This is a genomic window from Amycolatopsis orientalis DSM 40040 = KCTC 9412, assembly GCF_000478275.1.
GTDB classification, from domain to species: Bacteria; Actinomycetota; Actinomycetes; order Mycobacteriales; family Pseudonocardiaceae; genus Amycolatopsis; species Amycolatopsis orientalis.
In genome coordinates this window covers 288259-313993 of the sequence record NZ_ASJB01000064.1, presented here as the reverse complement: position 1 = coordinate 313993, position 25735 = coordinate 288259, and the positions used below count along the sequence as shown (strand labels likewise).

General features: G+C 68.4%; 27 protein-coding genes. 14 read left to right on the top strand and 13 right to left on the bottom strand.

Annotation, left to right across the window (positions count from 1 at the left end):
* Positions 1–3 precede the first annotated feature (3 nt).
* From L324_RS23080 to L324_RS23070, 3 genes are read left to right on the top strand one after another with little or no spacing between them, the layout of a single operon-like run.
* Positions 4–771 (top strand): NAD(P)-binding domain-containing protein, encoded by a 768-nt coding sequence (locus L324_RS23080; protein WP_037312204.1) that lies wholly within the window; start codon positions 4–6, stop codon positions 769–771.
* Positions 768–1526 carry a putative protein N(5)-glutamine methyltransferase gene (locus L324_RS23075; protein ID WP_037312202.1) on the top strand — a complete coding sequence of 253 codons (759 nt, stop codon included), beginning with the start codon at positions 768–770 and terminating at the stop codon, positions 1524–1526. The genes L324_RS23080 and L324_RS23075 overlap by 4 nt, the downstream gene beginning before the upstream one ends.
* A gap of 10 nt (positions 1527–1536) precedes the next feature.
* The gene (locus tag L324_RS23070) at positions 1537–2178 is read left to right on the top strand and encodes a class I SAM-dependent DNA methyltransferase (protein ID WP_037312200.1); all 642 of its coding nucleotides are present in this window, start codon (positions 1537–1539) and stop codon (positions 2176–2178) included.
* On the opposite strand, the gene L324_RS23065 is transcribed toward L324_RS23070, so the two are convergent.
* Positions 2179–3018, bottom strand: a complete 840-nt coding sequence (locus tag L324_RS23065; protein ID WP_037312198.1) for a class I SAM-dependent methyltransferase — start codon at positions 3016–3018, stop codon at positions 2179–2181.
* A 37-nt stretch (positions 3019–3055) separates the two neighbouring features.
* Positions 3056–3262 carry a VOC family protein gene (locus tag L324_RS23060; RefSeq protein ID WP_201769676.1) on the bottom strand — a complete coding sequence of 69 codons (207 nt, stop codon included), beginning with the start codon at positions 3260–3262 and terminating at the stop codon, positions 3056–3058.
* 745 nt (positions 3263–4007) lie between these two features.
* Between L324_RS23060 and L324_RS23055 the strand changes: the two genes are divergently transcribed.
* Positions 4008–4988 (top strand): tyrosine-type recombinase/integrase, encoded by a 981-nt coding sequence (locus L324_RS23055; RefSeq protein WP_037312196.1) that lies wholly within the window; start codon positions 4008–4010, stop codon positions 4986–4988.
* Position 4989: 1 nt separating this feature from the next.
* Here L324_RS23055 and L324_RS23050 read toward each other — a convergent pair whose 3' ends face one another.
* Positions 4990–5373 (bottom strand): hypothetical protein, encoded by a 384-nt coding sequence (locus L324_RS23050; RefSeq protein ID WP_037312194.1) that lies wholly within the window; start codon positions 5371–5373, stop codon positions 4990–4992.
* Positions 5374–5439: 66 nt separating this feature from the next.
* Between L324_RS23050 and L324_RS23045 the strand changes: the two genes are divergently transcribed.
* A complete protein-coding gene (locus L324_RS23045; protein WP_037312193.1) occupies positions 5440–6219 on the top strand; it encodes a glycerophosphodiester phosphodiesterase family protein in 780 nt (259 codons plus the stop codon).
* A gap of 62 nt (positions 6220–6281) precedes the next feature.
* On the opposite strand, the gene L324_RS23040 is transcribed toward L324_RS23045, so the two are convergent.
* A complete protein-coding gene (locus L324_RS23040; RefSeq protein WP_037312191.1) occupies positions 6282–6956 on the bottom strand; it encodes a transglycosylase family protein in 675 nt (224 codons plus the stop codon).
* A gap of 270 nt (positions 6957–7226) precedes the next feature.
* Here L324_RS23040 and L324_RS23035 point away from each other — a divergent pair, with 270 nt between their 5' ends.
* From L324_RS23035 to L324_RS23025, 3 genes are all read left to right on the top strand, one after another.
* Positions 7227–8627, top strand: a complete 1401-nt coding sequence (locus L324_RS23035) for an MFS transporter (RefSeq protein ID WP_037312189.1) — start codon at positions 7227–7229, stop codon at positions 8625–8627.
* A 30-nt stretch (positions 8628–8657) separates the two neighbouring features.
* The gene (locus L324_RS23030; protein WP_037312187.1) at positions 8658–9416 is read left to right on the top strand and encodes a thymidine kinase; all 759 of its coding nucleotides are present in this window, start codon (positions 8658–8660) and stop codon (positions 9414–9416) included.
* 226 nt (positions 9417–9642) lie between these two features.
* A complete protein-coding gene (locus tag L324_RS23025; protein WP_005151365.1) occupies positions 9643–9990 on the top strand; it encodes an RNA polymerase-binding protein RbpA in 348 nt (115 codons plus the stop codon).
* 449 nt (positions 9991–10439) lie between these two features.
* Here the strand turns inward: L324_RS23025 and dapA are convergent, their stop codons facing one another.
* Positions 10440–11351 carry a 4-hydroxy-tetrahydrodipicolinate synthase gene (gene dapA / locus L324_RS23020; protein WP_037312183.1) on the bottom strand — a complete coding sequence of 304 codons (912 nt, stop codon included), beginning with the start codon at positions 11349–11351 and terminating at the stop codon, positions 10440–10442.
* A 73-nt stretch (positions 11352–11424) separates the two neighbouring features.
* Here dapA and L324_RS23015 point away from each other — a divergent pair, with 73 nt between their 5' ends.
* Positions 11425–12426 carry a LysR family transcriptional regulator gene (locus L324_RS23015; RefSeq protein WP_037312180.1) on the top strand — a complete coding sequence of 334 codons (1002 nt, stop codon included), beginning with the start codon at positions 11425–11427 and terminating at the stop codon, positions 12424–12426.
* On the opposite strand, the gene L324_RS23010 is transcribed toward L324_RS23015, so the two are convergent.
* The 3 genes from L324_RS23010 to L324_RS23000 form a co-directional block, all read right to left on the bottom strand.
* Positions 12319–13104, bottom strand: coding sequence for an SDR family NAD(P)-dependent oxidoreductase (locus tag L324_RS23010; RefSeq protein ID WP_037312178.1), 786 nt, complete (start codon positions 13102–13104; stop codon positions 12319–12321). The two genes, L324_RS23015 and L324_RS23010, sit on opposite strands and share 108 nt — an antisense overlap.
* 77 nt (positions 13105–13181) lie before the next feature.
* Positions 13182–14462, bottom strand: a complete 1281-nt coding sequence (locus tag L324_RS23005) for an RNA polymerase subunit sigma-70 (protein ID WP_037312615.1) — start codon at positions 14460–14462, stop codon at positions 13182–13184.
* A 65-nt stretch (positions 14463–14527) separates the two neighbouring features.
* Complete coding sequence (locus L324_RS23000) at positions 14528–14902, bottom strand: DUF4406 domain-containing protein (protein ID WP_235783619.1); 375 nt, start codon at positions 14900–14902, stop codon at positions 14528–14530.
* A 51-nt stretch (positions 14903–14953) separates the two neighbouring features.
* Here L324_RS23000 and L324_RS22995 point away from each other — a divergent pair, with 51 nt between their 5' ends.
* Positions 14954–15718, top strand: coding sequence for a DeoR/GlpR family DNA-binding transcription regulator (locus L324_RS22995; protein WP_037312172.1), 765 nt, complete (start codon positions 14954–14956; stop codon positions 15716–15718).
* Here the strand turns inward: L324_RS22995 and L324_RS22990 are convergent.
* From L324_RS22990 to L324_RS22980, 3 genes are read right to left on the bottom strand one after another with little or no spacing between them, the layout of a single operon-like run.
* A complete protein-coding gene (locus L324_RS22990; RefSeq protein ID WP_037312170.1) occupies positions 15705–16472 on the bottom strand; it encodes a polyprenol monophosphomannose synthase in 768 nt (255 codons plus the stop codon). The two genes, L324_RS22995 and L324_RS22990, sit on opposite strands and share 14 nt — an antisense overlap.
* Positions 16473–16498: 26 nt before the next feature.
* Entirely contained in the window at positions 16499–18091 is a 1593-nt protein-coding gene (lnt, locus tag L324_RS22985) for an apolipoprotein N-acyltransferase (RefSeq protein WP_037312167.1), read from the bottom strand.
* Between the two features lie 9 nt (positions 18092–18100).
* Positions 18101–19711 (bottom strand): amidohydrolase, encoded by a 1611-nt coding sequence (locus L324_RS22980; RefSeq protein WP_037312164.1) that lies wholly within the window; start codon positions 19709–19711, stop codon positions 18101–18103.
* A gap of 142 nt (positions 19712–19853) precedes the next feature.
* On the opposite strand from L324_RS22980, the gene L324_RS22975 reads away from it, so the two are divergent.
* Positions 19854–21248, top strand: a complete 1395-nt coding sequence (locus L324_RS22975; protein WP_037312159.1) for a KamA family radical SAM protein — start codon at positions 19854–19856, stop codon at positions 21246–21248.
* Between the two features lie 79 nt (positions 21249–21327).
* On the opposite strand, the gene L324_RS22970 is transcribed toward L324_RS22975, so the two are convergent.
* Entirely contained in the window at positions 21328–22746 is a 1419-nt protein-coding gene (locus L324_RS22970; RefSeq protein WP_081736436.1) for an alpha/beta fold hydrolase, read from the bottom strand.
* Between the two features lie 84 nt (positions 22747–22830).
* Between L324_RS22970 and L324_RS41020 the strand changes: the two genes are divergently transcribed.
* From L324_RS41020 to L324_RS22955, 3 genes are all read left to right on the top strand, one after another.
* Complete coding sequence (locus L324_RS41020; RefSeq protein ID WP_051174052.1) at positions 22831–23868, top strand: sensor histidine kinase; 1038 nt, start codon at positions 22831–22833, stop codon at positions 23866–23868.
* The gene (locus L324_RS22960; RefSeq protein ID WP_037312153.1) at positions 23865–24515 is read left to right on the top strand and encodes a response regulator; all 651 of its coding nucleotides are present in this window, start codon (positions 23865–23867) and stop codon (positions 24513–24515) included. Before L324_RS41020 ends, L324_RS22960 begins: the two co-directional genes overlap by 4 nt.
* Positions 24516–24780: 265 nt before the next feature.
* Positions 24781–25032, top strand: a complete 252-nt coding sequence (locus L324_RS22955) for a J domain-containing protein (protein WP_037312150.1) — start codon at positions 24781–24783, stop codon at positions 25030–25032.
* A 36-nt stretch (positions 25033–25068) separates the two neighbouring features.
* On the opposite strand, the gene L324_RS22950 is transcribed toward L324_RS22955, so the two are convergent.
* Positions 25069–25623 carry a hemerythrin domain-containing protein gene (locus L324_RS22950; protein ID WP_037312147.1) on the bottom strand — a complete coding sequence of 185 codons (555 nt, stop codon included), beginning with the start codon at positions 25621–25623 and terminating at the stop codon, positions 25069–25071.
* Positions 25624–25735: the final 112 nt, after the last annotated feature.

Below are 25735 nucleotides of genomic sequence, written 5' to 3'. Positions count from 1 at the left end.
ACCATGCACTACGGATTCGTCGGCGCGGGCGAGATCACCGCCGCCATCGTCGAAGGCCTCAGCAAAGACATCACCGACCCACCCACGATCTTCCTCTCGCCCCGCAGCCGCAGCGTCGGACAAGAACTCTCGGCCCGCTTCCCGAACGTCCACGTCCGAGACAGCAACCAAGCCGTCCTCGACAGCGCCACGACGATCGTCCTCGCCGTCCGCCCGCCGATCGCCGAGGAAGTCCTCCGGGACCTCACCTTCCGGCCCGACCACGTCCTGATCAGCGCCCTCGCCGGCGTCCCCCTAGCCCGGCTCCGCGACTGGGCCGCCCCGGCACGAGACGTCGTCCGCAGCATCCCGCTACCCCCGGCCGCCCGCCGCCAAAGCCTCACCGCCATGTACCCCGACAACACCGAAGCCCGAGCACTCTTCGACAGCATCGGCGGCAGCGTCGTCCCCGACGCCGAAGAAGACCTCGACATCTTCAGCGCCGCCACGGCCACCTTCGCCGCCCACCTCGACTACCTCGGCACCATCGCCGCCTGGATGACCGACCAGGGCGTCGACGACACCATCGCCACCACCTTCACCAGCCACATCTTCGGCCAGCTCGGCCAATCCCTGCTCCAGCAGCCCGGCTCACTCGAAGCCCTCACCGGCAAGCACATGACCCCCGGCGGGCTCAACGAACAACTCCTCACCGACCTGCGCACCAACGGCGTCCCCGACACCGTCCGGCACGCCCTCGACGGGATCCTCACCAGACTGCGGGACCGATGACGATCGTCGCCAGACTCCGCGCGGCCGGCTGCGTCTTCGCCGAAGACGAAGCCCGCCTCCTCAGCGCCGAAGCCCGCACACCCGCCGAACTCGACACCATGGTCGAACGACGCATCGACGGCGAACCTCTCGAAGTCATCCTCGGCTGGGCCGAATTCTGCGGCCTCCGCATCGTCGTCGAACCCGGCGTCTTCGTACCGAGACAACGCTCCGAACTCCTCGTCCGCCACGCCCTCACCCTGGCCGAGCCGGGCGCCGTCGTCCTCGACCTCTGCTGCGGAACAGGAGCACTCGGCGCGGCCATCGCGGCCGAACTCGGCGGAATCCGGCTCTACGCCGCCGACATCGAACCCGCCGCCGTCCGCTGCGCCCGAGCCAACGTCGCCGACGCCGGGGGAGAGGTCTTCGAAGGCGACCTCTACGCACCCCTGCCGGAGTCACTGCGCGGCCGCGTCGACCTCCTCGTCGTCAACGCCCCCTACGTCCCGACCGACGCCATCGCGATGATGCCGCCCGAAGCCCGCGACCACGAACCCCGCGTCGCACTCGACGGCGGACAAGACGGCGTCGACGTCCACCGCCGCGTCGCCGCCGAAGCTCCACAATGGCTCGCCCCCGGCGGCCACCTCCTGATCGAAACAGGGGAGAGCCAAGCCGAAAACACCGCGAAAGCCATGGCACACAACGGATTGACCCCCGAAGTGATCACCGACGACGACCTCTACGCGACGATTGTCGTCGGAGTCAGGGGATAGGGTCTCGGCCGTGACCGACTACCTCACCCTCACCCGCACCGCCTACGACACGGTCGCGGCCGACTACGCCGAACTCCTCCGCGACCACCTCGCCGGATCCACCTGGGACCGCGCCATGCTCGGCGCGTACGCGGAACTCGTCCAAACCGCGAGCGGCGGACGAGTCGCCGAGATCGGCTGCGGCCCCGGCCGCATCACCCAGCACCTCCACGGCCTCGGACTCGACATCCACGGCGTCGACCTCTCACCGGAGATGATCTCCGTCGCCCGGAAGTCGTACCCGCACCTGGACTTCCAGATCGGGGAGATGCCCGGATTGTCCATTGAGGACGCCACGCTGGCCGGCGTCGTCGCCTGGTACTCGATCATCCACACCCCACGCGAGCGGCTACCGGAGATCTTCACCGACTTCCACCGCGTTCTCGCCCCAGGCGGTCACCTGCTGCTGGCGTTCCAGGTCGGCGACGAAGTACGCCACATCGAGCACGCGTATGGACACGACATCTCCTGCGACGCCTACCGGCTGGAACCGGAGAAGATCGCGGACCAACTGGGGGAGGCGGGATTCACCCTGGTCTCCCAGCTGGTCCGCGAACCGTCCGAGGAATTCGAGTACACGCCGCAGGCCTACCTGATCGCCCGCAAGCCGTGATCAAGGCCGCCGGGCCTCGATGAGCCAGGCCGCCGAGTCGTACACCACGCCTCGGCCGGTCTGGTGCTCGGCGAGATCGGCACGCAGCGTATCGACAGCCTTCGCCCGCGCCGCCTCGTCCAGATCGCGCAACCGCCCGCCGTGCTGCTCGATGACGAACTCCGCCGCATCGTCGACGTCCTCACCGAAGTACATCGGCTTGCTCACCGCCATGCACCGGACATCGGCGTATCCGGCGGACGTCAGCAGTTCCTCGGTCGCACCAGGATCACTGAGCGCGAGATCCACGGTCGGCACCTCGCGACCGGCCGCGAAGATCGTCCGGAACGTGGTGATCCACTCGTTGAGCCGAAACGGCTGCCACGTCAGCAACACGAGACGTCCGCCAGACCGCGTCGCCCGGGCGAGATTGGCGAACGCGGCCAGGGGAGTACCGAAGAACATCGACCCGTGCCTGCTGATCACGACGTCGAAACCCGCCTCGGGAAACGGATGGACCTGTGCGTCCGCCTGCTCGAACGAGACGTTGGACAGACGTTCCCGTTCGGCCAGCCCGCGAGCGACGGCGAGCATCTCACCGGACAGGTCCACGCCGTACGCCGAACCTCGCGAGGCCCGGCGCGCCACGTCACGGGTCGTCTCACCGGCACCACAGCCGACATCGAGGACCCTGTCGGCCGGTTGGATATCGGCCGCGGAGAAGAACGTGTCGCGATAAGCGGCGACGCCGTCATTGAAGCGCTGCGCACGCTTCGCCCACAGTGCGCCGTCGTCACCGTTCCACGCCTGCAGCATCCGCTCGTTGGACGGATCAACGCGCACAGCAGTGCTCTCGGACATTCTCGGCCAACCCCCAGTTCGCTTTGCAGGGAAGACCTTAGCGCGGCCACATCAAGCGATGTTGATCATCCAGGTGATCCCGTTCGACTTGACCGTCAGCGTCGCAAGCTATCAGCGTGTGTCCGTACGGGGTGTCAAGCTGGGCGTGCATGACCTTGTCGGCATGGGGCGAGTCCGGCGAACCGAAATCCGCGATCGTGTGGATCTCCAGCTTGCCGCCGAGCACCTCCCGGTAGAACTCCATCGCCTGCCGTGCGTTCCCGTCGTACCTGAGGTACGGGTTGAGTCGAAACCCCATCTGAATCCCATCGTGCGTCGTGTAGGTGGCTGAGTCGTGAGCATTCCACCGGATACACGACATCCTCTGACAGGTATTCGCGGCGAGATCCCCGTCCGCTGCGCGAGGGAGGGCTTCACCGACCTTACTTGACATAATGTACATTATCGGCACTTTGGACGACCTGGATAACGAGCCCTGAGAGGGGTCTCTGACGTGAGCCGAAGGGGCCTTTCCGCGCATGTCACGCGGCGAAAGCTCCCTTCGCCGCGTCAGATGCGGGCATGGACCCCTTCGTCCCCTGAAGCGCTGGACAGCACCTGATGGGCCAGGCAGGGCCAGAGGCACCCCCGAAGGTCGCTGAAGGGATGTCCGATCACCCACCCTCAATACGTCACTGTGACGAATTGGACAGGGCATCTGGGGGTCAGAAAGTCGGGCAGGCGCAAGATTGCGATCCATCCCGACTTTCGGGCGCCTGGCCGGGTCGGCCCAGCCGGACCTGTCGCTCAGGGTGCCCGACGTCGCTGGAGTGTCATGAGGGGTCCCCAAAGGACAAAAAACGTCTCATGGGGACCCCTCATGACACTCCGGAAGGTGTCGAGCGCACCGGGATCCCCCGCGAGGGGTTCCCGGACCCGTCACTCCGTTTCATGCATAATCACTATTATGCATGAAACGGAATATAACCCAGTGTAAGACTGTCGGTGCCATGCGGTACAAGATGCTCATGAGGGTTTCCGAGGCACAGCAAGCCTTTTTCGCCGCACGTCGTCCCCGTAAGGATTCTCCTCACACGACCGACGCCTACCGCCGCGACCTCGCCGGCATCACCACTCTGCTGCTCCGCGAGCTGGACCTCTCCCCTGACGAACTCACCGTCGAGATGCTCACGGCACAAGCGCTCCGGAACGCCTTCGGTGCCTTCGCGGACACTCACGCCAAAAGCTCCGTCCTGCGCGCGTGGTCGACCTGGAACCAGTTCCTCACCTTCTGTGTGTCCGACGGGCTGCTCGCGGGCAACCCGATGGGCGCGGTCGCCCGGCCGAAGGCGCCGCCGTTGACGCCGAAACCGTTGCGGGGTGAGGAAACCCCGGAGCAGTTGCTCGCGGCGGCCGCCGACGGTTCGCGCCGGACGCGTGATCCGTGGCCGGAGCGGGACGTCCTGGTGATCGCGCTCGGCCTGGTCGCCGGGCTGCGCGCGGCGGAGATGCGGGCGCTGACGGCGCGGTCGCTGGTCGGGCGTCAGGGTGAGATGCGGTTGCACGTCCACGGCAAGGGAAGCCGGGATCGGTCGATCCCGGTGCAGCCGATCATGGAGAAGATCATCGAGGAGTATCTGGCCTCCTGCCGTCGGCGTTTCGCGCATCAGCGGTTCGGACCCTCCACTCCCCTCCTCCGGGATCGCGCGGGCGAGCCGATCGGCCGTGGTGCGCTGGAGTACCTGGTCAAGTCCTGCTATCGGTGGGCGGGGCTGCACGACCGTGTGCCGGTGGGGGCGAACCTCCACGCGCTGCGGCACACCTTCGCGACGCGGCTGGCCGAGGACGGCGCGACGGCGTCGGAGATCATGGCGCTGCTGGGGCACGCGAGCCTGGCGACCAGTCAGAACTACATCGAGGCGACGGGGCGGGAGCAACGGGCGGCGGCCGCGAGCAACCGGACCTATCGGGCGCTGGACGGGATCGTGTAGGTCAGCGGAGCTGTTCGAGGTCTTTGGCGGCCTGGGCGATTTCGTCGGCCAGGCCGCGCAGCTCGGCCAGGGTCGCTCCGTCGTCGGCCGCGGTGACGATGTCTTCGGCGGCGCAGCGAAGTTGGAAGAGCCGGTCCTGCAGGGTGGCGATCTCGGTGTCGGAGAGGACGACGGCGTCTTCGGGGAGGCCGCTGCGCTGGAGGGCGGTCCGGCGTTCGTAGGCGCGCTGGCGGCAGGATTGCCCACAGTAACGGCGGCGCCTGCCGACGTTGCCGCCTTGTTCGAGTCGCCGTCCGCACCATCCGCAGTGCTTGGGTGCGCCCGCCCGGCGTAGCTCGGACACCTCTTCGGCGGAGGTCTTGGGGTGTTCGGCCACTTCCCTCACGGATCAGACCCTAGCTGGCCATCGGACGATCATGCCGGGGCCACGGCCGAAGTGCACACTAGTGGGGTGCCGACACTGTTTCCGTACCTCGCCGACCCGCTGCCGCGTGCCTTCGCCCATCGGGGCTGGCACCTCGGTGACCTGGAAGGACTGGAGAATTCGCTGCCGGCGTTCCGGCAGGCGGTGACGGAGGGCTATCGCTATCTGGAGACGGACGTGCACGCCACGTCGGACGGTGTGGTGGTCGTGCATCACGACGAGTCGCTGGACCGGACGACCGATGGCGCGGGGTTGATCTCCCGGCAGACGTGGGCGCAGCTGCGGAACGTCAAGGTCGGTGGCCGTGTGCCGCTGTCGCGGCTGGAGGATGTGCTCGAGGAGCTGCCGGAGGCACGGTTCAACATCGACGTGAAGTCGAACGAGGCGGTGGCGCCCTTCGTGCGGACGATCGAGCGGACGGGGGCGCATGACCGGGTTGCGGCGGCGTCGTTCTCCGACGCGCGGCTGGCGCGGATCCGGAAGCTGGCGGGGCCGAAGCTGGTGACGGCGATGGGGCCGCGTTCGGTGGCGGTGATGTGGGCGAACGGGTTCTTGCCGCTGATCTCGTTGCGGGCGTTGTCGCGGGGTGCGATGGCGCAGGTGCCGGTGCGGCAGGGCCGGTTGAAGGTGGTGGACCGGGCGTTCCTGCGGCAGGCGACGCGGGTGGGGTTCGAGGTGCACACGTGGACGGTGGACGATCCGGCGGAGATGCGGTTGCTGCTGGATCTGGGGGTGCACGGGATCGTGACGGATCGGCCGGATCTGCTGCGCGAGGTTCTCCGTGAGCGGGGTTCCTGGCCGTCCTGACTCCCGCGTTCAGTCCTCTGGATGCGTTTCGAAGGCGCATCCAGAGGACTAAACGCAAGGGGTTACCGGGGTGGTTTGCCGTTCCAGGCGGCGTCCCAGGTCTTGGGGCCGAGGCGACCTGAGTCGTTGATGCCGTTGGCTCGTTGGAGGGCGAGGACGGCTTCGCGGGTTTTCTCGTAGTAGCAGCCGGTTCCGGTGAAGCCGTAGCCGAAGGCGTTCATCCTCAGCTGGAAGGCGACCAGGGGTTGTGCGCAGTCGCCGTAGGCGTAGACGACGCCGGGCCAGGCGGGCTGGGGGCCGCCGGGCGGAGCGGGAGGGGTCGGCTTCGGCTTGGGCGGAGGTGGCGGGGCGGGTTGTCCTCCCCCGCCGATGTAGGCGGAGTCCTCATAGGACGGGACGCGTTTGCTGCGGGCGTCGCCGTCGTTGCGGAAGCCGAGTTTGCCGGCGCATTCCCAGGGTTGCCAGCCGCGCATGCGGTAGAGGTAGAGGGCCCGGTAGTCCTGTTCGCGGGGGCTGGCCTGGTCGGGCCTCCCCTGGCCGCCGACGCTGCGCCAGGTGGGCAGGTCGAACTGGTAGGCGCCGTAGTAGCCGTTGCCGGTGTTGATGTTGTAGCGCCCGCTCGATTCACACATGCGGAGTTTGGCCCAGTGGGAGCCGTGGGGGTCCGCGGCGGCGGATCCGGTGGTGGCGATCTGCAGGCCCGTGACGGTGAGCGCGAGCAGGAGCGTTCTCGCCACTACGCGGTGTGCTGTGCGAAGGCGATGGGTCCTCATGAGCGGAACAGTAAATACCGGACACTTTCTTCACAAGAGTCACAGCTCGCCCACCAGCCTCACATGAAACACACGCGGTTCATGTCAGCGACACGCCGACGATGGTCGGAAAGCGTGTCCGCGGGGACGTGGCGGACGTCGATCCGAACACGGTCCGGACTCGTGCCGGACAGGTGGGCGTGATGACCAGTAGTCTCCCGCTGACCTCGACGTTCTCGACTTCAGGAGCAGTGCATGACGGTGGCCGTGACCCGTGAACGCAAGCGGGTGTGGCGGGCTTGGTACCTCTACGACTGGGCCAATTCGCCGTTCTATTCGTCGGTCATCACCGTCTTCGGAGCGCTCTATTTGAGCGAGGTGGCGTCCGCGGACGCGAAGGCGAATTTCACCCTTAACGGGGACAGGCGGTGTACCGATTCGAGTGGTGCTTCGAGCACGCTGCAGAACTGCGATGTCTCGTTGTTCGGGCTGCAGTTTCCGGCGGGTTCGCTGTGGGGGTATCTGCTGTCGATCGCGACGGTGACGCAGGTGCTGGTGTTGCCGATCGCGGGTGCGATCGCGGACCGGAGTAGGCACAAGCGGCGGATCCTCGGCGGGTTCGCGTTCCTGGGGGCGGTGTCGTCGGCGCTGATGTTCTTCATCGCGGGGACGAACTGGGAGGTGGGGGTCTGGACGTTCATCCTGGCCAACATCGGTTACGGCGGTGCGCTGGTCGTCTACTACTCGTTCCTGGTGGACATCGCGGAGCCGGACGAGCGGGACGCGGTGTCGTCGAAGGGGTGGGCGTTCGGGTATCTCGGTGGCGGGCTGGCGCTGGCGTTGCAGCTGGGGTTCTTCATGGGGCATGAGTTCTTCGGGGTGAGCGAGGGGCTGGCGATCCAGATCTGCTTCCTGACGTCGGGGATCTGGTGGGCGGTGTTCACGATCCCCGCGGTGCGGGCCCTCCCCCAGACGCATGTGCCGAAGACGGCCGAGCGCGGCCTGTCGGTGCTGACGGCCGGGTTCAAGGAGCTGAGGCAGACGATCAAGGAGGCGAGGGCGTATCCGCTGACGCTGGCGTTCCTCGGGAGCTATCTGATCTTCACCGACGGGATCACGACGGTGGTGGCGGTGTCGGCGCAGTACGGCAAGGACGAGTTGAAGTACAGCACCCAGGTGCTGATCGTCACGATCCTGGTGATCCAGTTCCTCGCCTACGCCGGCGCGATGATCCATGGGGCGATCGCGGCCAGGTTCGGGGCGAAGAAGACGATCTTGGGCAGTCTGGTGGCGTGGGTGGTGGTGCTGTGTTTCGCGTACTTCATCGAGGCCGGTGAGCCGCTGCAGTTCTACGCGGTGGCGGTCGGGATCGGGCTGGTGCTCGGTGGAACGAACGCGTTGTCGCGTTCGTTGTTCGGGCAGATGATCCCGGAGGGGAAGGACGCGCAGTACTTCTCGTTGTACGTCGTGGGTGAGCGGGGGACGTCGTGGCTCGGTCCCCTGTTGTTCGCGGCGGTCGGGCAGATCACCGGGTCGTTCCGGTACGCGATCATCGCGCTGGTGATCTTCTTCGTGCTCGGTTTCGTGTTCGTGTGGCTGGTTCCGGTGCGCCGGGCGATCGAGGCGGCGGGCAACCGACCACCGGCGGTGCTGTGAGGCGGGAGCGTGCCGATAGGGTCGAACGTCGTGACCGTACTGAAGGAGAGTGGCCCGGACCCCACGGACGCGTTGTCGTCGGTGCCGGTGGCGGGTTCACGGCGGGGTGTGCCGGTCGTCGGGAAGCTGAAGTTCTGTTACGGGCCGATGGACTGCGGGAAGTCGACGCTGGCGTTGCAGATCGACCACAACCACGCGCGGCAGGGTCGTCGCGGGATGGTGCTGGTGCGGCATGACCGGTCCGGTGAGCCGCAGATCACCAGCCGGATCGGGTTGACGCGCAAGGCGACCGAGGTGGGGAACGAGACCGATCTGCGGTTGCTGGTGCGTGAGCAGTGGGCGGCGGGACGGCACGTGGACTACTTGATCGTGGACGAGGCGCAGTTCTTGTCGCCTGATCAGGTGGATCAGCTGGCTGAACTGGCCGATGACGTCCAGATCGACGTGTACTGCTTCGGTATCGCGACGGATTTCCGGAGCATGTTGTTCCCGGGTGCGGCTCGGCTGTTCGAGTTGGCGGACGAGTTGCAGCCGGTTCAGGTCGAGGTGTTGTGCTGGTGCGGGCAGACGGGACGGTTCAACGCGCGGGTCTCCGACGGCGAGGTGTTGCGTGCCGGGGACACCGTTGTGGTGGCGGATACCGAACAGTCTGTAGTTGAATCTTCATCGACATCACGTTCTGAGGCTGAATCGAACACAGTGCGTTATCAGGTATTGTGCCGTCGGCACTTCCGCCTGGGCGACCTGGGCCCCACCTCGGCCCAACACGGTCAGTTACGGTTGACGTGACAGGCGTACTACTAGCCCATCTGGGGGATATCCGCACCAAGATGGCCGTATTGACGTCACGCCAGAGCGCGAAATCACTCCTACTAGGAGAAGCTGTTGCCACCGGGTGACACAGCTCATCGTGAGCAAGGACATGCTGTCCAGGGAATCCTCTGGCCCTCATCGTCGTTGCATAGGGTGAGCATCACCCTGGCTCCACCCGGAGCTGACTGAAAGGACCCCCATCATGGCCGACCGTGTTCTCCGTGGAAGCCGGCTGGGAGCGGTCAGCTACGAGACCGACCGCAACCACGACCTCGCGCCTCGGCGCACCGTGCGCTACGCCTGCCCCAAGAACCACGAGTTCGAGGTGCCCTTCTCCGACGACGCCGAGATCCCCTCGGTGTGGGAGTGCAGGCTGCACGGCAGCGAGTCCGAGATCGTGGACGGCGGGCAGCCGGAGCAGAAGAAGGTCAAGCCCCCGAGGACGCACTGGGACATGCTCCTGGAGCGCCGCTCGATTCCGGAGCTCGAAGATCTGCTCAACGAACGTCTCGCCGAGCTGAAGGGACGCAGGACCACCCGGTCCGCCTGACGCACGGCACAAGTAGCTAGCCCCACCACGAACCGGCGAAGCCCCCGCGACCTCCCTCCGCGGGGGCTTCGCCGTGTCCGGGGTCAGGCGACCGCGGCCCTGTGAAGGCATCCTTCCCCTACCTTCAGGGTCAGGGGCCCGGCAAAGTCGCAGAGTTGCTGGTCCGTGCCGCTCCCAGGGCGGCGACCGGTGTGAGGGGTGTGGTGGCGCTGGTGCCTGCAGGGTTCGAGTGGGGAAGATTCCGGACGTTGAACGTCCGGAATCTTCCCCACTCGGGTTGTGCCGGATCCTGGGGACACGTCCCCGATCCTCTGTTGATCAAGCTTCACCGACGGCTGCACCACGACGAAGAGGCGCCCGACCTGCAAAATGCCGACCTTCCCCACCCTGACCCCAGCCGCGGCACGTGAAGGCCCCCTTCCCTCCGCTCAGCCGAGGAAACTCGACCTTCATTGACCGAGGCTGCCCACGAGAGCCCCGGCACGGAGAGGTGCCAGGGCGGCACGAAGCCGCCGCAGGTGCTCGGGTGGTGATGCGAGCAACGGTGACCGGACCGTCGCGTGCGGGATGACGCCGAGTTCGGCCAGTGCCGCCTTGGCCATGATCGCCCCCTGCGAGGTGCGCATGACGGCGTCCGTGAGCGGCTGAAGGGCGGCGTTGACCGCTCGCGCGGTGTCGAGGTCTCCCCCGCGTACGGCGCCGATCAGCTCGGCGTTGCGGTCGGCGAAGACGTTGCCCACGACGCTGACCAGGCCGGTGGCGCCGGCGGCGAGGTAGGGCAGGTTGAGTTCGTCGATACCGCAGTAGTAGGCCAGCGAGCACCGGGCCATGACGGACATCGCTTCGAACAGGTCGCCTTTGGCGTCCTTCACCGCCCGGATCCTGGGGTGGCGGGCGAGTTCGATCAGCGTGGCCGCTTCCATGGCCGTCCCGGTGCGGGCGGGGACGTCGTAGAGCATGACGGGCAGTTCGGTGGCGTCGGCGACGGCCAGGCAGTGCGCGACGATCCCGGCCTGCGTCGGCTTGGAGTAGTACGGACAGACGAGCAGGAGCGCGTCGGCCCCGGCCGCCTGGGCTTCGTGGGCCCGGCGGACGCAGGCGACGGTGTCGTAGGTGCCGACGCCCGCGATCACGCGTGCGCGGCTCCCGGCCCGGGTCGCGACGGTGCGGAGGAGCCGGGCGGCTTCGAGGTCGGTGAGGGTGGGTGACTCACCGGTGGTGCCGCCGACGACGATGCCGTCGCATCCGGTGGCCAGCAGGTGGTCGACCAGGCAGGCGATGCCGGGTTCGCTGAGCGCGCCGCCGGGTTCCATCGGGGTGACCATGGCGACGAGGTTGGAGCCGAAGAGCGTTTCGGTCATGTGCTCGATCCTGTCGACGCCGATAGCTGCGGTCCAGCGATGCTTTTTTGCCGGTATTGCGTAACCTGGCTTCATGATCGAGGTGGGAGCCCTGCGGGCGCTGCGGTCGGTGGCCGCGCTCGGGACACTGGCCAAGGCGGCCGACGAGCTGGGCTTCACGGCCTCGGCGGTGTCACAGCAGATCAAGCGGCTGGAACGCCAGATCGGGTTGCCGGTACTGGCGCCGTCGGGACGCGGTGTGGTGCTCACTCCGGCCGGGCAGGCTGTGGTCGACTCCTCGCTGGAGGTGTTCCAGGCGCTCGAGCGCTGTGCCGAAGCCGCCCAGTCGGTGGCGGAAGGCGCGCCTCGCGGCGTACTGCGGGTCGCCGCGTTCTCGACCGCCATCCGCGGGCTGCTCGCGGCGGTCCATCCGCGGCTGCTGGAGCGCCACCCGGACCTCCGGCTGCACATCACCGAGCAGGATCCCGACCAGGCACTGCACAGTGTCGACGCCGGAACCGCCGATCTCGCGCTCCTGCACGACGCCGACGGCCTGCCCGTCCCGCTGTCCCCCGCCTTGTCCCGGCGGTTGGTGCACACCGATCTCGGGGACGTCGTCATGGCCAGGACCCATCCGCTGGCGGCCGTCGAGGCGCCGCTGGACGGCGCCGACCTGGCGGGATACGCGTGGGTGACCAGCCCGCCCGGCACGGTGTGCCACCAGTGGTTCCGGCGCCTGTTCGCCGATCGGGGCGAGGAGCCCGACGTGCGGCATCTGGTGGACGACTTCTCCACGCAGCTGTCGCTGGTCGCTTCGGGCGAGGTCCTCGCGCTGATCCCGCGCTTGGCGCGTCCTCCCCTGAGTGAAAGGCTCGTGGCCCGGCCGTTGCGGCGCCCGCCGACGCGCGAGGTGCACGCGGCGTGGCGCCGCAGCGCCGAAGCCAGCCCGGCGATCCGGGCCGTGCTGGCGGAACTCGGTGTGGCGCGGTCAGCTGGGGTACATGCTGGTCACGTTGACGAAAGTGCCGGTTATGCCCATCGCGTCGTCGGAGGCGAGGAAGGCCAGAGTGGCGGCGACCTCGGCGAGCTGCGGTGAACGTTTCGTCATCCGGGCCTCCTTGAGGCCGTTAAGGACGTTTTCCATCATCTCCGGGCCTGCGGGCAGCTGATCGTTCACGGCGGAGAGCTTCTCGGGAGTGAAGGTCTCCGGGATACCCGCGACCCAGATGCCGAGCGCGCGGACGCCGTGCGGTCCGATCTCCACGGCGAGGTTGCGGATACAGGTGTCCAGCGCGGCGTCGATCGAGCCGGTCGAGCCCATCATCGGACTGCCTTGGGCGGAGCCGCTGTCGAGGGCGAGGATGACGCCGGAGCCCTGGGTGATCATGTGCCGGGCGGCCGCGCGGGCGGTGATGAAGTTGGTCGTGATACCGGTGGTGATCGGGCGGACGTAGTCCTCGACCGACATCTCCACGAGCGGGATGCCCTGGATGTCACCGCGCGGGACGAGGTTGAGCGAGATGTCGAGAGTGCCGGCTTCGGCCACGACGGAAGCCGCGTGCGCGTCGACCGCGGTTTCGTCCAAGGCGTCAACGACGGCGACCTCGGCCATTCCCCCGGTCTCCTTGATCTCGTCGGCGACCTTCGTCAGCGCCGATTCGTGGCGGCCGGTGAGGAAGACGCGGGCGCCGCGCGCGGCGAATTCCCTGGCGACTCCGCCGCCGATCGATCCGCCGGCGCCGTAGATGACCGCGTTCTTGTTCTCGAGGCTCATGGGGCGTTCCTTCCGCGTAGGTCGCTTCGGTGTGCTCGACCGTTGAGACGAAGAAGGCGCGCGAATCCCATCGGTCCTCAGGTGATCGTCAGCGGCAAGCCGAACGCGGGGAACAGGTGCGGTTCGAAGGCGGTGATCTCCGCGACCTTCCCGTCCTCGATCCGCAGCACGTCGAGCACTTGTGCGCGGTAGATCCGGGTGCCGGGACGCCGGACATATCCAGCCGCGGCGGGAAGCCGGTTGGCCCGGGCCGGGAGGTGCTTCCACTCGCCGAAATACGTCGGTGACGCGGGATCGAGAGACTCGGCGACGAAGCCGAGGAAGACGTCGCGGCCGGAGAACCACAGGGGGTTCGGTGGCATCGTGACCAGCACGTCCTTTCGCAGCAGCTCCGCCATGACCCGGCTGTCGCCGCTGCCGGTGGCGGCCGCCATGTAGCGCCGCAGGATCGTTTCCTCTTCCTCGGTCGGCTGAACGTTCCGGGTCCAGTCGGCGCGGCGTTCCGGCAGGCGTTCGCACAGGGTGGGGCGGGCACGCTGGAGTGCGCTGGTGACCGACGCGACCGTGGTTTCCAGGAGGTCGGCGGTCTCCGCGGTCTTCCAGCCGAGGACGTCGTTGAGGATCACCACCGCGCGCTGCTTCGGTGGCAGATGCTGGATGGCGGCCAGGAAGACCAGTTCCATCGTTTCCCTGGCCTCCTGGATCTCACCGGGTTCAGGCTCCGTGGACGCGACTTCGTCGAGCTGGATGTCCGGGTACGGCTGCAACCAGGGCATGAACTGGGGCGGTTCGCCTTGCTGGTCGACGCCGGGCAGCGGGTCGTAGGGGCGCGGGACCCGTTTGGTGCGCCGCAGGAAATCCAGGCAGGTGTTGGTGGCGATGCGATAGAGCCAGGCACGGAAGCTCGACCGGCCTTCGAAGCCTTCACGGCCGCGCCAAGCTCGCAGGAACGTCTCCTGCACGAGGTCCTCGGCGTCGTCGTAGGACCCGACCATGCGATAGCAGTGCACGCGCAGCTCTCGCTGATGCTGCTCGATCCTCCCGGCGAAGGTGACCTCGTCCACGGTTTCCGTCACGGGCTCCGGCGTGACGTTTTCTCTTTCCGCCCGAAGCGCCAGCTGAGCGATGCGCCGCAGTCTGCCCACACCGGAGGTCAGCGAGGTGAGATCGGTGAGAAACGCCTCCGGTGGCCGAGGCGCCAGCCGGTTCGCGACGCGGCCGACCTCGGCGATGAGGGTGTCGACGTCGGAGGTGGGGTCACGCCGTGACCGGTAGGCCCGCTGGCGGCACGCGGCCGAACAGTAGAGGGCTGTGCGCCCGCGCGACCCCGTCTTCGACGGCAGGGGGCCTTCGCACATCCTGCAGACCTGACCGGCCACGACTCACCTTCCCCCGGAAACGTCACACTCGACGGCGTTACGCATTATGCGGCCAGGTATCCCGGGATGTCCTCGACGCGGTGATACACGGCCAGTCCGCGGGACAGCGCGATGGCGACGTCCTGGTCGGCGCCGGTCGATTCCCCGGGCAGGCGCAGGACGGCGTCGCAGTGGTGCAGCAGCCGGTCCGCCGTCGGATACATGACGTCCTTGGCGACCGGGTCGGCCACGGTCTTCCCGCCGGCGCCGCGCAGCACCGGCAGCGCGACCCATTCGCCGATCATCGGCACGTGTCCGCTGCGGAAGATCGGCCAGGCGGCCTCTTCGAGCCGGGCGAGGTTGCGGGCGAGGAGTTCGGGATCGTCGCCGGTACCGGAACGGAACGGGCCGGCGATGAGGATCATCAAAGGTTTGCTCATGCGGCGCAGCCTAATGTGCAACAATCGGCAAGAACAAGGAGGAACGTGCACATGTTGGCTGCGCAACGACGAGACCTGCTGCTCGACCGCTTGAAGACCGAAGGCCGGATCGTGGCCAAGGACCTCGCCGCCGAACTCGGCGTCTCAGAGGACAGTATCCGTCGTGACCTGCGAGATCTCGCGGATGCCGGACTCTGCCAACGGGTCTACGGCGGAGCTTTGCCGGTCTCCCCCGCCACTGCGGACTACGCGACCCGGATGGCGGTCAGCGTCGCGGGCAAGGAACGGATCGCGAAACGTGCAGCAGCGTTGATCCGGCTGGGGTCGACCGTCATCCTCGACGGCGGCACGACCGCGCTCGCGCTCGCGAAGGCCCTCCCCGTGGACCTCGAAGCGACCATCGTCACGCACAGCCCCACGGTCGCGGCCGCGCTCGTCACACATCCGAAGGTCGAGGTGTTCCTGATCGGCGGGCGGCTCTTCAAGCACTCCGCCGTCACCTGTGGCGCGGCCGCGGCGGAGGCGGCGATGAGGATCAACGCCGATCTGTTCTTCCTCGGCGTCACCGGTGTGCATCCGGAGACCGGGCTCACCACCGGCGACTCGGACGAGGCCGCGATGAAACGCACGCTCGCCAAACGCGCCGCCGACACCTACGTGCTGGCCAGCTCCGAGAAGATCGGCGCGGCCTCGCCGTTCACCGTGCTCCCCCTGTCCGACGTCGCGGGCGTGATCACCGACGCGGCGCCGGACGAACCGACGGTGAAGGAACTGGGGAAACTCGGCGTGAGCGTGCTGGGCGTCAGCCCTTCTTGACCAGCCCGCGAAGCTGCTGCCAGCGACGCTTGATCCCCCACAGCCCGACCAGGACGATCGCCTCACGCACGACCGAGCCGCTCATCTTCGACTGGCCGACCTCGCGTTCGGTGAAGGTGATCGGCACCTCGACGACCTCGAACCCGGCGAGTGCCGTGCGGAACGCCAGGTCGATCTGGAAGCAGTAGCCGCGCGAGGCGATCTCGTCGAGCGGGAGCTTCTCCAGCACAGTGCGGCGGTACGCGCGGAAACCGGCGGTGATGTCCTTGATCTTCGTGCCGAGCGCGATCCGCGCGTAGAGGTTCGCCACCCACGAGAGCGCCTTGCGCTGGAACGGCCAGTTCACCGTGCTGCCACCGGGAACGTAGCGGGAACCGATGGACAGGTCCGCGTCCTCCAGTGCCGCCAGCACCCGGGGCAGATCCTCCGGCGCGTGCGAACCGTCGGCGTCCATCTCGACGATGGTGGCGTACTCTCGGGAGAGCCCCCAGCGGAATCCCGCGACGTACGCGGCGCCCAGACCGGCCTTCTCGGTCCGGTGCATGACCTGGATCCGCTCGTCGGCCTTCGCGAGCTCGTCGGCCACGTCGCCGGTCCCGTCCGGGCTGCCGTCGTCGACGACGAGGGCGTGCACGTCCGGGAGTGCCTTGAGCAGGCGTTCCAGGATCGGGCCGATGTTCTCCCGCTCGTTGTACGTCGGGATCACCACCAGCACCGGGTCGATTCCCTGGTCCCCCCGTGGCGCCTGCGCCATCCGTCTTTCCTCCGTGTTCCGGCGGGTCAGCCCGCCGCTTCCCTCGTTGCCTTGGCGACGCTCGCGCGCCGGGTGCGAAAACGGAGTACGAACCCGCCGGTAACCCCGGCGACCGCCAGGGCCAGCACTCCGTACTCCGTCGTCACACCGAGTAGATCCGACAGCGTAGTCTGCTGCCTCAGCGGGACGCGCCCCACCAGGGAGTCTGCGGTGAACAGGCTGGTAGAGGCCATGATCGAACCGTCGGGCGCGACGATCGCGCTGACTCCGCTGGTGGCGGAGACGATCACGGAGCGACCGTGCTCGACCGCCCGCAGCCGCGACATCGCCAGCTGCTGGTAGCTCATCTCCCCCGGTCCGTACCAGGCGTTGTTGGTCGGCACGACGAGCAGTTCGGCACCGTCGGCGACCGATTCCCTGGCGGGGTAGTCGAACGCGGTCTCGTAGCAGATGAAGACGCCGACCTTGGTGCCCGCGACCGACAGGGCGGCGTTGGCGCCGTCCCCCGCGGTCATGTTCGCGACGCTGTCGACGAACGGCGTCACCAGCTTCGCGACTTCACGGGCGGGGACGTACTCGCCGAACGGGACCAGCTGCTGCTTGGCGTAGCGCTGGCCAGGGCCGGTGACCGGGTCCCAGACGAGGGCGGAGTTCTGCGCGGTGCCGTCGGGCAGCCGGACGAGCGCGCCGATGATCGCCTGAGTGCCGTAGTCCCGCACCATCTGGTCGACGCCGGCGTCACCGGTGCGCATCGCCAGCGCGGTCTCGGGCCAGATCAGCAGATCGATCCTGGTGTTGCCCGCCTTGAGCCGTTCGAGCAGCCGGGCACTCTCGGCGAGGTGGTTGTTCCGGAGTTCGTCGCGGCGGCCTTCCAGCGCGAGACCGATGTCGGGGGCGTTGCCCTGCACCGTGGCGATGGTGAGTTCGCCGTCCTGAGCCTCGGTGCCGATCGTCGGCCACACCGCCAGGCCCGCCACCACCGGCACCAGCGTCAGAACCGACGCGGCCACCAGCGAACGCCGCGGATCGGCGCCCTTCAGCCGCAGGCACAGCGCGGCGAGGCCGAACCCGGTGAGCACGACGGCGAGACCGACCAGCGGAGCGCCGCCGACAGACGCCAGTGACACGAAGGCGCCTTCGGGCTGACTGAACGCCACCCGTCCCCACGGGAACCCGCCGAACGGGAACCACGCGCGCGGGGTTTCCATCGCGATGATCACCAGCGCCGCCCACAGCGGCCCGAGCGGCAGCCGCCACACCACGGTGGCGAACGCACCGCCGAAACCGAGGTACACCGACAGCGCCATCGCCAGCCCGAGCCACGGCCACGGCCCGAAGCCCGGGCCGAGGAAGTCCAGCAGCCAGGTCAGCAGCGGCAGGAAGAACGCCACCCCGAACACGAACGCGTAGCCGAACGCGCCGCGGAACCGGCGTCCGTGCACCACCAGCGCGAAACCGGTGAACGCCAGCGGCGCCAGCCACCACAGCGGACGCGGCGCGAAACTCAGGTACAGCGTGAACCCCGACGCCGCCGCGACAAGGAAACGCAGGAGCCAGGCACGGGAGAACCGCTTCCGGGGCACCACTTCGGGATCCGGATCGGTCACGGTCGAGGACACTCCTGAACCCTAGGCCGTGCGGGTGAACGCGTCGTGGATGACCTGGCCGTCGCGGACCGTGCGCAGACAGCGAGGCAGCGGGGCGCCTTCTTCGAGGTTCGGCAGCGGGGGCACGCCCGCCCGCGGGTCGGTCGACCAGCGCTGCACCCGCGAGTCCGGCGTCGCGACGACCAGATCCGTGGCGTCCCAGACCGCGTAATGCGCGGGAGCTCCCGGGACCAGGCTGCCGGTGACGCCGTCGTTGACCCCGGCGGCGCGGTGCCCGGCGCGGGTGTGGGCGGTGAAGGACGCCCGAGCGGACAGTCCCGACCCCGGAGTGCGGTGGTAGGTCCCGGCGCGGACGGCGGCCCACGGATCGACCGGCGTGACGGGTGCGTCGGAGCCGAAGGCGAGCAGGAGCCCTTCGGCGGCCATGGCGGAGAAGGGATTGAGCTTCGCGGCCCGTTCGCCGCCGAGACGGTCGGTGTACATGCCGTGCGCACCGCCCCATTCCGCGTCGAATCCCGGCTGGACCGAGGCGACCACGCCCCAGCCCGCGAGCGCCCGTGCCTGGTCGGCGTCGATCATCTCGACGTGCTCGAGCCGGTGGTGCCGGGCGGCCAGCGCACGCTGCCCCACGGTCTTCTCCGCGAGGCGGAATCCCTCGACGACCTCCGCGACGGCGGCGTCACCGATGACATGGAACCCGGCCTGCAGCCCCGCTTCGGTGCAGGCGGCGATGTGCTCGCCGATGGCGGGAGCGTCGAGGTAGAGCGTCCCGGAGGTACCGTGCGCGTCGGCGTACGGCTCGTGCAGCGCGGCGGTGCGGGAGCCGAGGGCACCGTCGACGAACAGGTCGCCCGCCACTCCCCTGGCACCCAGGGCACGGGCACGGTCGACTCCGCCGTGTTCGCCCCAGTAGCCGACGACCTCCGGCAGTCCCGGTCCGGCGGCGAGCGCGAGCAGGTCGGTGAGGTCTTCGGCGCCGGAGATGTCCGGGCCGGCGCATTCGTGGACGCTGACGACTCCCTGCGCGGCGACCTCGGCGAGGAAGGCGCGCTGGGCCTCGCGTCGCTGGCCGGGGGTGATGGCCTCGCGCATCGCGGCGCGGACCCGGTGGTGGGCGTCGCGGGTCAGCGGCCCGTCGGCCGACCAGCCCGCCGCGTCGTGCACACCGGGCGCCAAGGCGACGAGCGCGCTGGAGACGAGCGCGGAATGGACGTCGACGCGGCTCAGGTAGACCGGCGTCCCGTTCGCGGCCGCGTCGATCTCCGCGCGGCTGGGCAGCCGGCCGTCGGTCCAGCGGGACTCGTCCCAGCCGTGCGCGACGAGCACCTGGCCGGGCCGGACCGCGGCGCGGACCGCGGACAGGAGTTCGGCCGCACTCCGGATGCCGGCGAGGTTCACCCCGGTGAGGTGCAGGCCGGTCGCGGTGGCGTGGACGTGCGCGTCGACGAAGGCGGGGGCGACGAAGGCGCCGTCGAGGTCGACCACCTCGGCGTCGGGGTGCAGTGCCTTGGCCGGGCCGTCCTGTCCCACCCAGACCACGGTGCCGTCCGTGACCGCCATGGCGGTGGCGTCGGGAGCGGACGGGCTGTAGATGCGCCCGCCGAGCAGGAGCGTGGTTCGCGCGTTGGTCACCCTTCCGAGTTTGCAGCCTGCGGATGTCCGCGTGACCAGCGGGGCGGCCTCCGTCGGACACACCGCGCAGGACAGGAATATTTACGTCTTCCGAACGATGTGACAGGATATTTTCACGCGTTTCCGACGACGAGGAGTACAAGTGACTGCGATCCAGGAACCAACCTCGCCGGTGGCCGCCTACGATCAGCCCTACGACTACACCCGAGTCGAGCTGATCGAACCCGACTGGCGCCGCTTCCCCGGCTGGCACGACGTGACCGAGGCCGAGTGGCGTGACGCGCAGTGGCAGCGGGTGCACTGCATCCGCAATGCCAAGCAGCTGCGCGCGCTGATGGGCGACCTGCTCGAGGAGCGCTTCTACGAGGACATGCTCGCCGACCAGCGCGAGATGGCCACGATGTCGATGCTGCTGCCGCCGCAGATGATCAACACGATGGCACCCAACGCGGGCACCGATCCGGCGAAGGTGACCGAGGCCTGGTACGCCGACCCCATCCGGCGCTACATGCTCCCGGTGCGCAGCGACCGCGACACCGAGTGGCCGAGCCACCCGCACTCCGAGCGGGACTCACTGCACGAGGCCGAGATGTGGGTGGTGGAGGGGCTGACGCACCGCTACCCCACCAAGGTCCTCGCCGAGATGATCTCCACCTGCCCCCAGTACTGCGGGCACTGCACCCGGATGGACCTGGTCGGCAACTCCACCGAGCAGATCGAGAAGCACAAGCTCTCGCTCAAGCCTGTCGACCGCCAGGACGCGATGATCGCGTACCTGAAGAAGACCCCCGGTGTGCGCGACGTGGTGGTCTCCGGCGGCGACGTCGCCAACGTGCCGTGGCCGCAGCTGGAGTCGTTCCTCATGCGGCTGATGGACATCGACACCGTCCGCGACATCCGGCTCGCGACCAAGGCGCTCGCCGCCCTGCCGCAGCACTGGATCCAGCCCAAGGTCGTCGAGGGCCTCGAACGCGTCGCCGGCACCGCACAGCGCCGCGGCGTCAACCTCGCGATCCACACCCACGTCAACCACGCCCAGTCGGTCACCCCGCTGGTCGCGGAAGCCGCCAGGACCGCGCTCGACGTCGGCGTCCGCGACGTGCGCAACCAGGGCGTGCTGATGAAGGGCGTCAACGCGACCCCGGGCGATCTGCTGGACCTGTGCTTCGCGCTGCAGGGCGAGGCGAACATCCTGCCGTACTACTTCTACATGTGCGACATGATCCCGAACGCCGAGCACTGGCGGGTTTCCGTGCACGAAGCACAGGAACTGCAGCACGCGATCATGGGCTACCTGCCCGGCTACGCGACGCCGCGGATCGTCTGCGACGTCCCATACGTCGGGAAGCGCTGGGTGCACCAGCTCGCCGAATATGACCGTGAGCTGGGGATCTCCTACTGGACGAAGAACTATCGGACCGGGATCGAGCACGAAGACCCCGAGGCCTTGCAGCGCCGGTACCCGTACTACGACCCGATCTCCACCCTGCCCGAGGCGGGCCAGCGCTGGTGGCGCGAGCAGCCACGGCAGTCCTGACCGGCCGTCCCTCCAGGGACAGGAGGGGGCGTTCAGGCTCATGTCCGAGCTTTGAACACCCCCTCTGCTGTCCCGCCGCTCATGGGGTGAGTTCTCCGGCGCAGAACGTGCCGGCCGGTGGCAGGGTGCCGGCCATCAGGTAGGTGTTGCCCAGCGTGCGCAGACACTTGTTACCCAGCAGGTAGGCGGCGTGCCCGTCGCCGTGCCAGACCTGCCTCGCCCGCGGGAACTGCCGCGCGGCGTGTGCCGCCCCGAGGTTGGCGGTGTTGTTGTCGAGTTCGCCGATCGTCACCAGGACCGGCGGCGCGTCCGGCGCCGAAAGCGGATGTGGCGGATACGCGGGCTCACCCGATATGCCCACACAGCGCCCGAGCTCATAGCGGCCCTCGATCCAGCCGAAACGGGGTGCGATCGCCTTCAGATGTCGTTCGATACCGAGAAACCCTTGGTAATCCGGCAGTGTCGGCATGAAGTCGTGACAGAGCGTCGCGCCTTGCACGGAACCGGTCGGTTCCGGCGCCGGGTACCGGAGCACGGTCTCGAAGTCGGAGGCGTCGCCGGCGCGCGCTTTGGCGATCGCGCGGGCCAGATCCGGCCACCGCGGCGGGTTCATGCCGACGAGGGCACCGGCGAACAGATCGCCCGGGCGATCGGATGTCACGACGAGGTCGTCCCATGCCTTCGCTGCGTCCAAGCCGTGCAGTGCACACGAAAACGTCCGCGCACACCAGTCGCGAAAGTGCAGCAGCTGCTGTTCCTGGGTGCGCGCGTAGTCGGACAACCAGTCGATCAACCGGGGCCGGGTGTGGTCGGCGACGCCGTCGAGGTACATCCGCTCCAGGCGGGAGCCGAAGAGTTCGGCGTATGCCTGTCCGTAGGTTGTGCCGTACGAGTTGCCGAAGTACCGAAGTTTCGCTTCACCGAGTGCCGCCCGGAGCGCGTCCAGGTCGTGCGCGATCTGCCACGAACGGAGGCCCGCGAAAGCCGGTCCGGCGGCCTCGCGACATCCAGCGTCGTAGGCGGCGTTCTTCGCGGCCTGTGCCCGCCACCCGGCCGCGTCCTGCCGCCGCACCAGGCCGAGGATCGACGGCTGGGGCCGGGGACAGACGATCCGCGTGTCTCCCCGGCCGAGACCGCGAGGATCGAACACCACGACGTCCAGTCGCTCGGTCAGCTGGTCGAGCCAGCTCTGGATCGACGGTGGCCGTAGGCCCACGATGGCGGTGGTGCTGTTGCCCGCCCCCAGGTTGGCCACCACGGTGCCGGTCTTGCGCCCCGGATTCTTCGCCGCGACGCGCACGACGTCGATGCCGGTGGCCGGCCCCGCCGGATTCTTCCAATCCACCGGGACGGTGAGTACCGCGCATTCGGCCCCCGCACCGCAATCACGCCAGTTCAGCGCGGATTCCGGTGCGGCCGACGCGGTATGTGCCGTCAGCGCCAGTAGTCCCGCCCCGAGCGCCACGCCGTATCGCCGGGACGCCTTTCGATTTGTCATCCGCGCCGTTCCTCCCTAGGTTGCCGCCTCACGCTGGCAGTACGGGCGCCGGTGGCACATCTGCCGTTCGGCATAGGGGGAATGATGAGCACAGCCACCGGGTGGCGAGCGGTCCCGTCGGCGGCGCAGGACGCCTTGATCGCGGCCGGGGTCCTCGTCGTCTCACTCGGATTGCCCGTACTCGACGGGAGAACCGTGTCGGTGGCCGTGACACTTTGGACGCTCGCGGCCTGCGTCCCGCTGCTCTGGCGCCGCCGGCTTCCGCTCATCTCTGTGGCGGCCACCGGGACAGTGACCTTGGGTTCGCTCTGGCTCGGCGCGGCCGTGTCACCGTGGGCGGCGCTGGTCGCGGTGTTCTCCGCCGCGTACCACCTGCGCCGCGATCGCGTCCTGCTGGCCGTCGCGGCCATGGTCTGGATGGTCGTGGTCGCCGTGTTGCGCGGCGCCCCGATCACGCCCTCCGACGTGCTCACCGTGGCCGGATTGGCGGTGCTGCCGGTCAGCCTCGGCTACGCGTTCCGGCTGCAGGCCGCCCAGGCACGCGAACGAGAGCGAAACCGGGTGGCCAGGGAAGTACACGACCTCGTCGGGCATCAGCTGAGCGCCATCCGCTTGCAGGCCCTCGGAAGCCGTAAGGCGGGCACCGGCGCCGACGAGGCGCTCGACACCATCGCCGGGTTGGCGGGTGCGGCACTGGGCCAGGTGAGGGCGCTGGTGGACGTCCTTCGCGAGGACGGGGCACCCGGATTGTCCGAAGTGGACGAACTGGTCGGCAATATGCGGGGCGCGCTGACCGTGGAGCTCGTACGTGATCTCGCGGCGGCAGACCCACCGGAGCACATCCAGGCCGCGGCCTACCGGATCATCGAGGAGGCGCTCAGCAACGTCGCCCGCCACGCGTCGGCACAGCGAGCCGCGATCCGGATCGCGACGGCGAACCGGATGCTGACGGTGACCGTGGAAGATGACGGCCAGGGCGGTACGGAGTCCGAGGAGGGCAATGGGATACGGGGCATGCGAGAACGAGCGCGGCTGCTCGGGGGCAGCGTGAGCGCCGGTCCGCGTGATGGCCGGGGATGGCGAGTACGGGCGACGATCCCGCTGGACGGAGACGTCTCGTGATCAAGGTGATCGTCGCCGACGACCAGGAGGCGGCCAGGGACGGCCTGCGGTTGCTGCTGGGCGGAGAGCCCGACATCGAGGTGATCGGTGCGGCCGTCGACGGGACCGACCTGCTCGCCCTCGCCCGCTATCGGCGGCCCGATGTGGTGCTCACCGACATCCGCATGCCCGGAATGGACGGCATCGGCGCCATCGAACGACTGCGCGAACTCGAACCGGAACCGGCGGTCGTCGCGGTGACCACCTTCGACCTCGACGAATACCTTTTCGGTGCCCTGCAAGCCGGAGCAGTCGGCTTCGTCCTCAAAGACAGCGCCCCGGAGTTGTTCGTCGATGCGGTCCGCCTCGCGTATCGCGGGCAGGGACTGATCGACCCGCAGGTGACCCGGCGCCTGGTGACCCGTTTCGCCCGTACGTCACCGCGTCCGGCGCCACCGGAACTGGCGTCTCTCACCCCGCGCGAAACAGAGGTGTTGCGCGGTCTCTCCCGTGGATCGACCAACGCGGAACTCGCCGACGAGCTCGGGATCGCCACCGGAACCATCAAAGTCCACGTCGAGCGGATCCTGGCCAAACTCGGCGTCGCGACCCGGGTGCAAGCGGTGATCCAGGCGCACAAGTACGGAGTGGTCACCTGGGACGACTGATCGTCGCCGCGCGGCACGATTCCGGCGATGACGCGCGTTACCGCCCGCGTCCGGTCTGGTTTCTGGAGGCTGGGCACCTGTTCGTCCAGCGATTACCCGGTCAGAGGGAAGCGACACCTCCCGGTGACACGGCGTGGCCATCGCGGCCAGATCGCACCCTGACCGGGCGCTTGCCCCTCGACAAGTTCGTCCGACACGTACGCTGGAGCCTGGGACAACGGATACTGGGTGACTGGAGACGGGCCGAGCGACACGAGGGAGCACCATGAAGGACGATCCCGCGAGCCGCGCGGCCTATCGGGCGTTCGTTCGCCGGCACCACCCGGATCGAGGCGGCGACGTCGACACCTTCGTCGCCGGCCTCGCCGAGTTCCATGCGGCGACGGGCCGGAAGCGCGGGACACAGGACCGCTTCTCCGCACCGATCGTCGTGGTCGTCCGCAAACGGGGATTGGCGTCCGTCGCGCATCGCCTTGGTCAATGGCGGAAGCGACGCCGCAAGACCAGAGTCCGCTGACGCCACGACCTGCCGCCTTCGGTCAGGGGGCCTGCCTCAAGACTTGTCGTCCTCAGAGGACAGTAAGCCCTTCTTCTCTGCTCGGGCCACGACCTTCTTGACGAACTCGATCGAACCGCAGTCCTGGTCGAGCAGCGCGTTACGGCGGGTGGCCCAGGTCGTGCCCAGGTCCTGCCGGACCTTCTCGCTCACGTCAGTGCGCGCGGGGTTGAGGATCGTCTGCTCTTCCTCGCCGATGTGGTGCATCAACGCCTCGGCCAGCTTCTCGACCGCGTCATCGAACTTCTGCGTGTCGGTGCCTTTGCACTCCAGCAGGTCCAACAGCGCCTGGTTGCCCTCGGCGTGTTCTTCCTCGCCGTGTTCCTGCTCATGCTTGTCGATGGCGTCCTTGCGCCGTAGGGCCGGGTAGACATCCCGCTCTTCGGCTTCGCCGTGCGCGATCAAGGCCGCCGACAGTGCGGCTCGGGCACCTGCGCGGTCCGCGGTCGCGTCCCGCAGATCACGTAAGAGCTGCTCGAACAGACGGTGGTCGTCCAGGATCAGGTCGACGACGTCGCCGGCGACGGGACGGGGAATCTTCACGGCAGTCATTTTTCGAGGATTCCCTTGCGGCAATTGCCCTGCAACTCGAGCGCCGCGCTACGGGCGGCGCTTGCCGGTCACCACCGCGGCCGGGGACCGGCCCGGTAATACGATGAACGGC